Annotated in this window: 14 protein-coding genes; 6 read left to right on the forward strand and 8 right to left on the reverse strand. The window is 66.9% G+C overall.

The window, feature by feature from the left end:
- Positions 1–465 precede the first annotated feature (465 nt).
- A complete protein-coding gene (locus tag AAD496_RS07545) occupies positions 466–1,176 on the reverse strand; it encodes an SOS response-associated peptidase (protein ID WP_433913743.1) in 711 nt (236 codons plus the stop codon).
- Between the two features lie 121 nt (positions 1,177–1,297).
- Between AAD496_RS07545 and AAD496_RS07550 the strand changes: the two genes are divergently transcribed.
- From AAD496_RS07550 to AAD496_RS07575, 6 genes are all read left to right on the forward strand, one after another.
- Positions 1,298–1,792, forward strand: a complete 495-nt coding sequence (locus AAD496_RS07550; RefSeq protein WP_349828047.1) for a MarR family winged helix-turn-helix transcriptional regulator — start codon at positions 1,298–1,300, stop codon at positions 1,790–1,792.
- A 200-nt stretch (positions 1,793–1,992) separates the two neighbouring features.
- Positions 1,993–3,159, forward strand: a complete 1,167-nt coding sequence (locus tag AAD496_RS07555) for an acyl-CoA dehydrogenase family protein (RefSeq protein WP_349828048.1) — start codon at positions 1,993–1,995, stop codon at positions 3,157–3,159.
- 5 nt (positions 3,160–3,164) lie between these two features.
- Positions 3,165–4,256 carry an enoyl-CoA hydratase/isomerase family protein gene (locus tag AAD496_RS07560; protein WP_349828049.1) on the forward strand — a complete coding sequence of 364 codons (1,092 nt, stop codon included), beginning with the start codon at positions 3,165–3,167 and terminating at the stop codon, positions 4,254–4,256.
- Positions 4,253–5,047, forward strand: coding sequence for an enoyl-CoA hydratase (locus AAD496_RS07565; RefSeq protein ID WP_349828050.1), 795 nt, complete (start codon positions 4,253–4,255; stop codon positions 5,045–5,047). Before AAD496_RS07560 ends, AAD496_RS07565 begins: the two co-directional genes overlap by 4 nt.
- A 182-nt stretch (positions 5,048–5,229) precedes the next feature.
- Positions 5,230–6,231: an NAD(P)H-dependent flavin oxidoreductase gene (locus AAD496_RS07570; protein ID WP_349828051.1), complete on the forward strand. Its 1,002-nt coding sequence runs from the start codon at positions 5,230–5,232 to the stop codon at positions 6,229–6,231.
- 84 nt (positions 6,232–6,315) lie between these two features.
- Positions 6,316–6,912, forward strand: a complete 597-nt coding sequence (locus AAD496_RS07575) for a hypothetical protein (protein WP_349828052.1) — start codon at positions 6,316–6,318, stop codon at positions 6,910–6,912.
- Positions 6,913–7,081: 169 nt separating this feature from the next.
- Here the strand turns inward: AAD496_RS07575 and AAD496_RS07580 are convergent, their stop codons facing one another.
- The 7 genes from AAD496_RS07580 to nrdH all read right to left on the reverse strand — a co-directional run bounded on the left by AAD496_RS07580 (position 7,082) and on the right by nrdH (position 12,911).
- Positions 7,082–7,402 (reverse strand): type II toxin-antitoxin system PemK/MazF family toxin, encoded by a 321-nt coding sequence (locus AAD496_RS07580; protein WP_349828053.1) that lies wholly within the window; start codon positions 7,400–7,402, stop codon positions 7,082–7,084.
- Complete coding sequence (locus AAD496_RS07585; protein ID WP_349828054.1) at positions 7,399–7,701, reverse strand: hypothetical protein; 303 nt, start codon at positions 7,699–7,701, stop codon at positions 7,399–7,401. Before AAD496_RS07585 ends, AAD496_RS07580 begins: the two co-directional genes overlap by 4 nt.
- Before the next feature lie 168 nt (positions 7,702–7,869).
- Entirely contained in the window at positions 7,870–8,466 is a 597-nt protein-coding gene (locus AAD496_RS07590) for an FkbM family methyltransferase (RefSeq protein WP_349828055.1), read from the reverse strand.
- Between the two features lie 514 nt (positions 8,467–8,980).
- Positions 8,981–9,955, reverse strand: a complete 975-nt coding sequence (nrdF, locus tag AAD496_RS07595; RefSeq protein WP_349828056.1) for a class 1b ribonucleoside-diphosphate reductase subunit beta — start codon at positions 9,953–9,955, stop codon at positions 8,981–8,983.
- A 105-nt stretch (positions 9,956–10,060) separates the two neighbouring features.
- On the reverse strand, positions 10,061–12,223 hold the full coding sequence (gene nrdE / locus AAD496_RS07600) for a class 1b ribonucleoside-diphosphate reductase subunit alpha (RefSeq protein WP_349828057.1): 2,163 nt from the start codon (positions 12,221–12,223) through the stop codon (positions 10,061–10,063).
- Positions 12,193–12,606 (reverse strand): class Ib ribonucleoside-diphosphate reductase assembly flavoprotein NrdI, encoded by a 414-nt coding sequence (gene nrdI, locus AAD496_RS07605; RefSeq protein WP_349828251.1) that lies wholly within the window; start codon positions 12,604–12,606, stop codon positions 12,193–12,195. Before nrdI ends, nrdE begins: the two co-directional genes overlap by 31 nt.
- Positions 12,607–12,665: 59 nt before the next feature.
- Positions 12,666–12,911, reverse strand: coding sequence for a glutaredoxin-like protein NrdH (nrdH, locus tag AAD496_RS07610; RefSeq protein WP_349828058.1), 246 nt, complete (start codon positions 12,909–12,911; stop codon positions 12,666–12,668).
- Between the last annotated feature and the right edge of the window lie 406 nt (positions 12,912–13,317).

A 13,317-nucleotide genomic window follows, 5' to 3' on the forward strand; every position in this document is an offset into this window, starting at 1 on the left:
GTGCGACACGCGGGTGAAATAGTTGGCCTGGAGACCAATTGTTTGGCACCATCACGAATGGAAGTACTAGGTACGCTATTGAGTTCTCAAAGAACAGACGCTCACCACCACTACCCCCGGCACATCCAGACGCATGGACCCGAAGGTTCATGTCCTGTTCGTGTCGGCCTCGTGGTGAGGCAACTTCTCCATCCTAGACCCGGACCGGCATCCGGTCCAAACCCTGCCCGTGTGACCCTGACCACGTGATCGTGGCCGGTACCCGGACTGACCAGGAGAAACACGGACACGTAACGCCCTGCCCGTCACCCGGTCGGGTGGAGATTCGATTGTCGTTCCCCGCCTACCGTGGCGGCGAACGAGGTAAAACTCTACTCACCAGTTCGGGCTACGCGCAACTCGGATTCGAGTGACCCGCACCACAGCTGCAGGGAACCCTCACCACAGCTCCAGGAATCCCCGACATCACTCCTCGACCGGCTCCATGAGCTCAGCCCCTTGGTTCCGCACGTTCCCCACGGCTTTCCCGACCCGGTACCGGGCGACCGCGTCCACGTCCATCCGCTCGATCCGATCGAAGAGCACCCCTTGGGCCTCCTTCCCGGAGAGCGACCCGTCGGTCCACTGCCCCACACCCGCCGCATCGACCATGACCGGCATGCGGTCGTGCACCTCGGCCAGATGACCGTGCGCCTCGGTCGTGAGGATCGTCGTCGACACGAGCCAGCCGTCCTGCACCGAGGGATCCATCGTCTCCCGCTCGTCCTCCCCGCGCTTACGGAACTCGAACAAGCCGAGCATGTACAACGCCGGCGCCTTAGCCGCGTGCATGAGCCACGGCTGCTTGTCGTCACCGACCTTCTGCCACTCGTAGTACCCCGTCACCGGGACCACGCACCGTCGCTCGGCGAAGGCCTTGCGGAACATCGGCTTCTCGGCCGCCGTCTCCGACCGCGCGTTGAAGGCACGGAACCCGATTTTCTCGTCCTTCGCCCACCCGGGCACCAGTCCCCATCGCGCCGTCTCCATGCGCCGCACGAGCGCGCCGTCCTCCCCGGGCCGGTCGACCACGATCGGCAGCGGCGCTCCGGGCGGCACGTTGTACCGCGGCGTGTAATGGTGCGTCATCATCTCGATGCGCAGTTCGTCGGCCAGCGCCGCCGGGTCACCGGACATGTTCAGGCGTCCACACATACACCGATCGTCCCACCACTCCCCCGCGCCGTACAGGTCCGCGCCCCGCTCCCCCGGTAGAGTGCTTCGGACACCATCACCGTCGTCCCGACCGAGGAGCACCGTGCCCGCTTTCGACCCGATCGAGGAATCCCGCAAGCAGTGGATCGCCCACGGATGGACCGACGAGGCGCCCGGGATGACCCTCGTGACCTCGATCATGCGCGCACACCAGCTGCTTCTCGGCCGCGTCGACCGCACGCTCCGCCCCTTCGAACTCACCTTCTCCCGGTACGAGGTCCTCCAGCTCCTCTCCTTCACCAAGCGCGGCTCCCTCCCGATGAACAAGATCACCCGCCGCCTCCAGGTCCACGCGACCTCGACGACCAATTCGGTCGACCGACTGGAGAAGGCCGGCCTGGTCGCCCGCCGCCCCCACCCCACCGACGGTCGCACCACCCTCATCGAGATCACCGAGGCCGGCCGAGACCTCGCCGCCCAGGCGACCCACGCCCTCAACGCGGACGTGTTCTCCTCGCCGGGCCTCCCGGCGGACGCACTCGACGACCTCCTCTCCGGTCTCACCGACCTCCGCTCCGGCCTCGACGACCACCACTGACGTGATTGCCGCCCAACCCCCGGCACCCCACCGCTGACCTACCTGCCGCCGAGGCGCCCTCCCCTCGTGCACCTCACCTGCACACCTGTGCACCCTCCTCGTCCGATTAGTCGGACGTCCGACTTTTTCGCGTATGCTGGGATCCGGCCATCCGGGACAAGGACGTCCCGGCACGAGCGCGCACGAACGAAGGAGTCACCGTGGCACGCAGCACCGCAGCAGCCCTCCCTTTCGGGTTGTCGGAGGACCAGGCCGAACTGGCCTCGATGGTCCGTGATTTCGCGGACGCCGAGATCGCTCCCCACGCCCTGGAATGGGACGAGAAGCATCATTTCCCGGTCGACGTCATCAAGCGGACCGCCGAGCTCGGGATGGGCGGCATCTACGTCTCGGAGGAGTACGGGGGCTCCGGACTGGGACGGATGGACGCCGCCGTCATCTTCGAGACCCTGTCGACCGGCTGCCCCGCCGTCGCCAGCTACATCTCGATCCACAACATGGTCGCGTGGATGCTCGACAAGTACGCGAACGAGGAACAGAAGGACAAGTTCCTCCGCCCGTTGGCCTCGATGGAGAAGCTCGGTTCCTACTGCCTCACCGAGCCGAACGCCGGGTCGGACGCCGCCGCGCTGCGCACCACCGCCCGCAAGGACGGCGACCACTACGTCCTCAACGGCGTCAAGCAGTTCATCTCCGGCGCCGGCGACACCGAGCTCTACCTCCTCATGGCCCGCACCGGCCAGGAGGGTTCGCGTGGGATCTCCGCCTTCGTCCTCGAGAAGGGGATGGAGGGTCTGAGCTTCGGCGCCAACGAACAGAAGATGGGGTGGCGCGCCCAGCCCACGCGTCAGGTCTTCATGGAGAACGTCCGCGTGCCGGCGGAGAACCTGGTGGGTGAGGAGGGTCAGGGCTTCAAGATCGCCATGTCCGGCCTCGACGGCGGGCGCCTCAACATCGCTGCCTGCTCGCTGGGCGGCGGACAGGCCGCCCTGGAGAAGGCCGTCGAGTACATGGGCGAACGCCAGGCCTTCGGCTCCGACCTCACCGGGTTCCAGGCCCTGCGGTTCCGGCTGGCCGACATGCAGGCGAAGCTCGAGGCCTCCCGCTCCCTGCTCCACCGCGCGGCCCGCGCCTACGACGTCGGGGACCCGGACACCTCACTCCTGTCCGCGATGGGCAAGCTCACCGCCACCGACGCCGGCTTCGAGGTCGCCAATTCCGCCCTCCAGCTGTTCGGCGGTTACGGCTATCTGACAGAGTACGGAATCGAGAAGCTGGTCCGTGACCTGCGGGTCCACCAGATCCTCGAAGGTACGAACGAGATCATGCGGGTGATCATCTCCCGCCGGAGCACAGGAGTTGGCTGAAGACGATGGAGTCGAACCACACGAGCACCACGGCCGCCGCGCCGCCCGAGGAACCCACGGTCGTCGTCGGCCGTACGGCCGGGACCGGGCGGATCGAGCTCAACCGCCCGCGGGCCATCAACGCGCTCGGCAACGACATGGTCGCGATCATCGACGGCGCCCTGCGCCAGTGGCGTGACGACGCCGAGGTGGCCCGCGTCCTCATCACCGGGCGCGGCGAACGCGGCCTGTGCGCCGGCGGCGACATCAAGGCCATCCACGCCTCCATCACCGCCGGGGACGAGGACGCCATGCTGTTCTTCGCCACCGAGTACGCGATGAACCACGCGATCGCCGACTACCCCAAGCCCTACGTGGCGATCATGAACGGCATCACGATGGGCGGGGGCGTCGGCGTGTCCGCGCACGGCTCGCACCGCATCGTCACCGACAGCACGAAGGTCGGCATGCCCGAGACCGGCATCGGCCTGTTCCCCGACGTCGGCGCCACCCACCTGCTGGCCCGCGTGCCCGACCACGTCGGCACGTGGATGGCCCTCACCGGTGATCCTGTCGGTCCCGGCACCGCGATCGCCCTCGGTCTCGCCGACACCTTCGTGCCCGACGCCCGGGTCCCCGACCTCGTCGCCGCTCTCGAGGCGCTGCCCGCCGAGGGCGACCTGGAGGCGACCATCGCCCGCTTCGCCGCCGAGGCGCCCGCCGACCCGACGGCCGCCGACCGCGAGTGGATCGCCGCCTGCTTCGATCAGCCGACCGTGCCGGAGGTCCTCGCGGCCCTCGACGCCGCGGGCTCGTCCGGGAACGAGGCAGCCGCCTCGGCCGCGGCGACGATCCGCACCAAGTCCCCGCGCTCTCTCGCGGTGACACTGGAGATGCTGCGCACCGCGCCGGGCATGACACTCGCCGAGGTGCTCGAACGCGACCTGCGCACCGGCCTGGGCCTCGCCCGGCGCCCCGACCTGGTCGAGGGCATCCGCGCCCAGGTCATCGACAAGGACCGCAACCCGCAGTGGAACCCCGCCACCCTGGAGGAGATCTCGCCCGCCGAGGTCTCCGACATCCTGGACACCCCCGTCGAGAGGACAGTCTTCGCATGACCACCGAGAACACCCCCACCGAGTACGCCACCGTCCTCGTCGAGAAGAAGGACGGCACCGGCCTCATCACGCTCAACCGGCCCGACGCCCTCAACGCGCTCAACCTCCGGGTCATGCAGGACGTGACGGCCGCGGCCGCCGCCTTCGACGCCGACCCCGAGGTCAAGGCGATCGTCATCACGGGTGCCGGCCGGGCCTTCGCCGCCGGGGCCGACATCAAGGAGATGCAGCCGCTGGGCTTCTCCGAGGCGTACAAAGCCGACTGGTTCGCCGGCTGGACCGCACTGACCGAGGTCCGCACCCCCGTGATCGGTGCCGTCAACGGCTTCGCGCTCGGTGGCGGCTGCGAGCTCGCCATGATGTGCGACGTCCTCATCGCCTCCGAGAAGGCCAAGTTCGGCCAGCCGGAGATCAACCTCGGCGTGCTGCCCGGCATGGGTGGATCCCAGCGCCTGACCCGCGCGATCGGCAAGGCGAAGGCCATGGACCTGTGCCTCACCGGCCGGTTCATCGACGCCGCCGAGGCCGAGCGTTCCGGTCTCGTCTCCCGGGTCGTCGCCCCCGAGGCGCTCATGGACGAGGCCCTGTCCGTGGCCGCGACGATCGCCTCGAAGTCGGCCGTCGCGAGCGCGCTCGTGAAGGAGGCGGTGAACCTGTCCTTCGAGACGACCCTCGACCAGGGCCTGAAGTTCGAGCGCCGTCTGTTCCACGCCTCTCTCGCGACCGCTGACCAGAAGGAGGGCATGGCCGCCTTCGTCGAGAAGCGCGACCCGGAGTTCACGGACTCCTGACCTCGGATTCCGGTTCGGGCGCGGCATCCGCCGCCGGGCCTGAAACCACCTGAACGAATGTTCGGTCACGGTGTAACCTGACGGGGACACCGTGACCGTTCTTCGCTCCGCGCGACCCGCACACTGCTGTCACCACGGCCCGCGCGGAGACGTCAACACCGACGACCGACAGGAGAATCACCATGGGCAACCTGCCCGCAGCACTCGACGTTCCCCTCCGCATCCCCGCGATCGCCTCGCCGATGTTCATCGCCTCGGGGCCGGAACTCGTGAAGGCGGAGTGCCAGGCCGGCATGATCGGCTCGTTCCCCACCCTCAATGCCCGCCCGGACTCGCTGCTGGCCGAGTGGTTCGACGAGATCAATGAGTCGAACGCCGCCTACGCCGCGGCCCACCCGGAGGACCCGGTCGCCCCTGTGGCCGCGAACCTCATCGTGCACAGGACCAACAACCGGCTGGACCACGACCTGGGCGTCGTCGTCGACAAGAAGGTGCCGATCGTCATCACCTCGCTCGGTGCGCGTGAGGAGGTCAACGAGGCGGTCCACTCCTACGGCGGTGTCGTCCTCCACGACGTCATCAACGACCGGTTCGCCCGCAAGGCGATCGAGAAGGGCGCCGACGGTCTCATCCCCGTGGCCGCGGGTGCCGGCGGTCATGCCGGTTCACAGTCGCCCTTCGCCCTCGTCCGCGAGATCCGGAACTGGTTCGACGGGCCCGTCGCCCTGTCCGGTGCGATCGCGCACGGCCGGTCGGTCCTCGCGGCGCGGGCGACCGGCGCGGACTTCGCATACATCGGCTCGGCACTCCTGTCGACGCCCGAGGCGAACGTCGTCGAGGACTACCGGAACATGATCGTCGACTCCGGCGCCGACGACATCGTGTACTCCAACCTCTTCACCGGGGTGCACGGCAACTACCTCAAGGGTTCGATCCGTGGGGCGGGCCTCGACCCGGACAACCTGCCGAGCTCGGACCCCTCGGCGATGAGCTTCTCCACCAGGGCCGACGGCGAGCGCGAGGTGAAGGCCTGGAAGGACATCTGGGGCTCCGGCCAGGGCGTCGGTTCGATCACCGCCTCCGTCCCCGCGGGCGACCTCATCCGCCGCTTCGCCGACGAGTACGAGCAGGCCAAGCGCGACTTCGTCGCCGAGGTGCTCGGCGCGGACCTCGCCGGGGTCTGACCCGCGGTACCCGACACCGCCCGGGGCGCCTCCTCCACGTCGAGGAGGCGCCCCGGGCTTTCCGTCGGTACCTAGGATGCTCGCATGTCGATCTACGCCGGACGGATCTTCCTCGTCGCCTGCGGACTCCTCACCGTCGCCGGCGGGGTATGGACGGCGTTCGGGGTCCGGGCGGATCCCGACGGTGCGCTCGCAGGAACCGTCGGGATCGCTGCGGTCTGTACCCTGCTCGGTGTCGTCGGGGCGATCGCGGGCCTCCTGGTCTTCCCCGCCTATGTCGAAGCCTACGTGAACCGTCGCCGTGTGCTCCTGCGGTACGTGCTGCGTGGCCCGCGTGAGATCCCGGCCGATCGGATCGACGAGGTCCTCGTGCTCAGTGCGCTCCAGATCCCCGGTCGGAACGGCCCGGTGAGCACGCCCCGGTTCGTCTTCCGTGGCAAGGGCAGGGTGCTCGGCGCCTACTCGCCCTGGAGGAGTTGGGAGGTCGAGAGGGAACTCCGGGCACTCGGGATCGCTCCCCTCGTCGACAACGACCCCCTGACCCCCGGGCAGGCACGCCGGCGTTACCCGGGTTCCGTGACCCTGTCCGAACTCTCGATGCGTCCGGCCGCCTTCCTCGTGATCCTCCTCGCGCTCGGCGGCATCAGCTGGCCCCTGATGGCACTCGCCGGCGTGTTCTGAACCGTGATCCGGGAACCAGGTGCTGGATGGTGGAAGAATGCGCGGCCGGATTCCGCAGGTTTCTCGGCAGCTGATGGGCGCGGTATCCGATGTTCCAGCAGGTGATGGGCCCAGCCTCGGAAACTCCAGCACCTGCCCGCACAATCCCGCTGGGCCGGGACAGCAGGGATCAGGTCAGGTCCAGTGCCGCCTTGAGTCCAGTGTTCAGGGCCGAGATCTCGTGGGGCGAGAGCACCCCGATGACCCCGATCACTTCGTCCTCGTACACCTCGACGATGTCGTCGCAGACCACCCGCCCGGTGAACGAAGGGTGACTCGACAGCTCGACGATGCTCGGGATCGCAGGTTTCGCACTCGTCGTCAGTCGAGCGGCGAGCACCTGCGCGAGCCGCGAATTGCGCCGATTGTTCGAGACCACCACCAGCAGTTTCGGCTCGTCGAGTCCGATGTCGGCGCGGACCACCTGGCCGCGCAACAGCGGCCAGTTCATGATTCGTCCGCCCAGGACTGGCGTCTCCGTCGAGCAGCCGCCCGACGGGACGACACGTCCTGCTGAACGGCCATCTCGGCGTACCCGTCTTCCTCCACGCGGGCACGAACTGCTGCCAACCCGGCCTCCCACACGGCGTGGAGAATCGCGGCATCGCTCGCATCCGCGGCGAGGTCGACGCCGGAGGCCGCGGACAACGCCGCACGCCGATCAGGCGACGTGCGCAGCGCAGCCAGATCCACCAGGTCCCGCTCACTCATGGGCAACGACTTCCGCACGGTGGTCCTGCTGATCTTCATGCCTCACAGTATGCAGCACTTTCTGCATCACTACCTGTGTCCTTACTCGGGTCTGTTCCACCATGGGCGTGAACGGTCTGCCGGGGTACACATCGATGGATGTCGACATGTGGAGAACCGTACTGGGCCCCTCCGACACACATTCAGCGGCCGCACAGCGGAGGTGGCTCAGCCGCGGACGGGGATTCCGAGCGCGTCCAGGTCCTCGGGGGTGCGGGTCGAGAAGAGCCAGTCACGGACGGAGGGGTCCGGTTCGATGCGCGGGCGTTCCCGGAGTCCGTCGGTACCGACCTGGTAGAAGCGGTAGCCGTGGGGCTCCAGGAGGGACTCGATCGCGGGGCCGTCCGCCTCGGCGAGCACCTCGCACAGCATGTCCGGACGGTGTGCGGCCAGGAACTCCCGACCGTGGGACAGGACGTCCACCTCACCGCCCTCGACGTCGATCTTCATGACGACCGGTCCTTCGACGGCCTCCGTGAAGTCGTCGAGTGCCCGTGATCCGACGGTCTGTCCGTCATCGAAGGTCATCGCGGTCGAGAGGAAGGACGGCAGAGCGGACCCGCTGTCGACCGAGGGCATGCGGGCGGTGAGTTCCGGGTCCCCGACCGCGTGCAGGTGCACCTCGGCGCGGTCCCGGAATCCGTTGCGCGCCACGTTCTCCTCCAGCACCGCGACGACCGGCGGCACCATGTCGAAGGCATGGGCCCGCAGCCGGGGGTGTGCCGCGAGGGTCGCGAGGGTGAGGACCCCGGTGTACGCCCCCACGTCGAGGAAGGTCCGGGCATCCGCGCACAGGCGGACGACGAGGTCGATCGCGTAGGCGTCGGCGGGCGGCGGCCGTTCCCCCAGTACAGTTCCTTGGCGATCTCGCAGCGGTCCGGGCGGACCATGCGGAAGCTCCCGCCCTCGACGTAGGCCTGGACCTCCCGCAGCGCCCGAGGCGCCGGCAACCGGCCCACCCGGATGCGCGGGACGTGCGGGGCCAGGGCTCGCAGCACCGGGTGGACGCCCGGCAGGCTCAGGGCCGTCTTCACGTGCTTCTTCGCCCCGTACCAGCTCTGGCGCCGGATCCGGTCGAGTGTCTGCTCGCTCATCGCCACCACGTCCGTTCCACTCGGACCCTCGAGGCCTCAAGGGAGGTTGTCCGGTGAGTCTAGACACATCACCTGCCCTCAGGTGGCAACCCCGTACGGCGCGTCCGGGGACGAGAAGAGGCCCGGGCGCCTCGCGTGCGGAGCCGCCCGAGCCTCTCACCAGGGATGTCAGTGGGATCTGAGGATCAGAAGTCCCAGTCCTCGTCCGTCGTGTTCTCGGCCTTGCCGATCACGTAGCTGGAACCGGAGCCGGAGAAGAAGTCGTGGTTCTCATCGGCGTTCGGCGACAGCGCGGAGAGGATCGCGGGGTTCACGTCCGTGACGGTGGACGGGAACATCGCCTCGTAGCCCAGATTCATGAGGGCCTTGTTCGCGTTGTAGTGGAGGAACTTCTTGACGTCCTCGCTCAGTCCCACACCGTCGTAGAGGTCGTGGGTGTACTGGACCTCGTTCTCGTAGAGCTCGAACAGCAGCTCGAACGTGTAGTCCTTGATCTCCTGCTTCCGGGCCTCCGACTGGGTCTCCAGACCACGCTGGAACTTGTAGCCGATGTAGTACCCGTGCACGGCCTCGTCACGGATGATGAGGCGGATGAGGTCCGCCGTGTTCGTGAGCTTGGCGTGCGAGGACCAGTACATCGGCAGGTAGAAGCCGGAGTAGAACAGGAAGGACTCGAGCAGCGTCGAGGCGACCTTGCGCTTGAGCGGGTCGTCACCCCGGTAGTAGTCCATGACGATCTCGGCCTTGCGCTGCAGGTTCTGGTTCTCCGTCGACCAGCGGAAGGCGTCGTCGATCTGCTTGGTGTCCGACAGGGTCGAGAAGATCGACGAGTAGGACTTCGCGTGCACCGACTCCATGAACGCGATGTTCGTGTAGACGGCCTCCTCGTGCGGGGTGAGAGCGTCGGGGATGAGCGAGACCGCGCCGACGGTGCCCTGGATGGTGTCGAGCAGCGTGAGGCCGGTGAAGACACGCATGGTGAGCGTCTTCTCGTCCTCGGTCAGCGTGTTCCACGACTGGATGTCGTTCGACAGCGGCACCTTCTCCGGCAGCCAGAAATTGGCGGTCAGACGGTCCCAGACGTCCGCGTCCACCTCGTCCTGGATGCGGTTCCAGTTGATCGCGTCCACGTGGGACACGAGCTTGAGCTTCTCACTCATGAGGTCCTTCGTCCTTCTCCTGATCGTTCCTGCACGTCGTGGTCGTCACCGGTGCTGACACACCCGCCGGTGTCCGGGAACCATTGTCCCGGACACCGCGGGGGCTCAGAGCATGCAGGAGACGCAGCCCTCGACCTCGGTGCCCTCGAGCGCCATCTGCCGGATGCGGATGTAGTAGATCGTCTTGATGCCCTTGCGCCACGCGTAGATCTGCGCGCGGTTGATGTCGCGGGTCGTCGCGGTGTCCTTGAAGAACAGCGTGAGCGACAGGCCCTGGTCCACGTGCTGCGTGGCCTCGGCGTAGGTGTCGATGATCTTCTCGTACCCGATGTCGTACGCGTCGGCGTAGTAGTCGAGATTGTCGTTGTCCATGAACGGCGCGGGGTAGTACACGCGGCCGATCTTGCCCTCCTTGCGGATCTCGATCCGCGAGGCCACCGGGTGGATGGAGGACGTCGAGTTGTTGATGTACGAGATCGAACCGGTCGGCGGGACCGCCTGCAGGTTCTGGTTGTAGATGCCGTGCTCGGCGACCTGCTCCTTGAGCTCCAGCCAGTCCTCACGGGTCGGGACGTGCACACCGAAGTCGGCGAACATCCGGGCCACGCGTTCGGTGCGCGGCGCCCATTCCTGCTCGGTGTACTTGTCGAAGTACTTGCCCGAGGCGTAGTCGGAACGCTCGAAGCCCTCGAAGGTCCGGCCGCGCTCGCGGGCGATCTCCATCGAGGCACGTACACAGTGGAAGGCCACCGTGTAGAAGTACATGTTCGTGAAGTCCAGGCCCTCCTCGGATCCGTAGTGGATCCGCTCGCGGGCGAGGAAGCCGTGGAGGTTCATCTGACCCAGCCCGATGGCGTGGGACATGTCGTTGCCGCGAGCGATCGACGGCACCGAGGTGATGTCGGAGGTCTCGGAGACCGCGGTGAGACCACGCACAGCGGTCTCGACGGTCCGGCCGATGTCCCCGGAGTCCATGGTGAGCGCGATGTTGAGCGACCCGAGGTTGCAGGAGATGTCCTTGCCGATCTCGGTGTAGTTGAGGTCGGCGTCGTAGGTGCTCGGTTCGGAGACCTGGAGGATCTCCGAGCACAGGTTGGACATGGTGATCTTGCCGTCGATCGGGTTGGCCCGGTTCACGGTGTCCTCGTACATGATGTACGGGTAGCCGGACTCGAACTGGATCTCGGCGAGGGTCTGGAAGAACTCGCGGGCATTGATCTTCTTCTTGCGGATGGCCGGGTTGTCGACCATCTCCTCGTACTTCTCCGTCACGGAGATCTCCGTGAAGGGCACGCCGTAGACCTGCTGCACGTCGTAGGGCGAGAAGAGGTACATGTCCTCGTTGCGCTTGGCCAGCTCGAACGTGACGTCCGGGATGACGACACCCAGCGACAGGGTCTTGATCCGGATCTTCTCGTCGGCGTTCTCCCGCTTGGTGTCGAGGAACTTGTAGATGTCCGGGTGGTGCGCGTTGAGGTACACCGCGCCGGCACCCTGCCGGGCACCGAGCTGGTTGGCGTAGGAGAAGGAGTCCTCGAGGAGCTTCATCACGGGGATGACTCCGGAGGACTGGTTCTCGATCTTCTTGATCGGGGCACCGGACTCGCGGATGTTCGTGAGCGAGAAGGCCACACCACCGCCGCGCTTGGACAGCTGCAGCGCGGAGTTGATGGAGCGACCGATCGACTCCATGTTGTCCTCGATGCGCAGCAGGAAGCAGGACACGAGCTCGCCGCGCTGCTTCTTTCCGGCGTTGAGGAAGGTGGGGGTTGCCGGCTGGAACCGACCGCCGATGATCTCCTCGACGAGGCGGGTGGCCAGTTGCTCGTCACCGCGGGCGAGGAACAGCGCGACCATGACGACACGGTCCTCGAAGCGCTCCAGGTACCGCTTCCCGTCGAAGGTCTTGAGCGTGTACGAGGTGTAGAACTTGAAGGCGCCGAGGAAGGTCTGGAACCGGAACTTCTTCGAGTAGGCGAGCTCGGACAGGCCCTTGATGAACTCGAAGGAGTACTGGTCGAGGACCTCGGGCTCGTAGTAGTCGTGGTCGACCAGGTACCGCAGCTTCTCCTTGAGATCGTGGAAGAAGACGGTGTTCGTGTTGACGTGCTGGAGGAAGTACTGACGCGCCGCCTGCTTGTCGCGCTCGAACTGGATGCGACCCTCGGCGTCGTACAGGTTCAGCATCGCGTTGAGTGCGTGGTAGTCGAGATCCGTGTCCTCGCGGATGATCGCTTCTAGATCGCGGGCTTCAGCCGTTGCTGCCACAGTGAATCCAATCCTTGGTCTACGTACGTGACGTCCTCGTCGGTGCCCAGCAGCTCCACCCGGTGGAGCAGCGGTACCCGGCACTTCGCGGCCACGATGCGTGCCGCCTTGCAGTAGTCCTCACCGAAGTTCGTGTTCCCGGCACCGATGACGCCGAGGAGCCGGTCACGGTTGTCCTTCACGTTGAGGAACGTGATGACCTGTTTGGGGACGGCCCCGCGGTGGGGGCCGGCCCCGTAGGTCGGGGTGACGAGCACGAAGGGCTCGTCGACGAGCAGGGTGTCCTCGTTCGTCGACTGCGGGATGCGGACCGCGGGGTGCCGCAGCTTGCCGACGAAGCGGTGGGTGTATTCGGAATTGCTCGAGTAGTAGACGACGAGCACGTCGTTCGCCTCCACGTCGGTGTGGTCACCGGCGGGTGCCGGTGACCGGTCGGGAGGGATCAGGCCACGCCCGCTGCGGCGCGGTCCGACCCGAGGGTCGCGATCTTGTCCGGGCGGAAGCCCGACCAGTGGTCGTTGTCGGTGACGACGACCGGAGCCTGCATGTACCCCATGGCCTTGACGACGTCGAGGGCGTTCGGGTCCTGGGCCAGGTCGACCGAACGGTACTCGATGCCCTTCGCGTCCAGGGCGCGGTGGGTCGCGGTGCACTGGACGCAGGACGGCTTGGTGTACACGGTGATCATGGGCTTCCTCCGCTGGGTCTCACTGGCGTTCTCACTGACATCGTCCGCGTCGGCGGCGGGCGGGACGGGCCCCGGGGACTGTTCCACGGTTCCGGGCGACCGACCACTAGATGTTGTGTTCGGTGACGAGGTTACCCCTAGATGGTGTGTCACACCAGTGTGATTCGCCCGTGTCGGAAAGAGTTTTCACAGGTTCGTGACACCCGGTGAGCGGCCCTCCACAGACCGGTGTACGACAGGTCCGCGAGGCGGATTCTCGCGGCTCGTACGGTACTGGTCGACCGGTTCCCACCGCCCCGTCCACCGTGCCGTCCACGCCTCCCGGAGGGTTGTCCACAGGAAGAAATTTTTCTGTGAACTTCATCCACACACAAGTGTTCCCGGACCCCTTCCGTGGACTCTCCCG

This window comes from Brevibacterium litoralis (assembly GCF_040212315.1).
GTDB lineage: Bacteria > Actinomycetota > Actinomycetes > Actinomycetales > Brevibacteriaceae > Brevibacterium > Brevibacterium litoralis.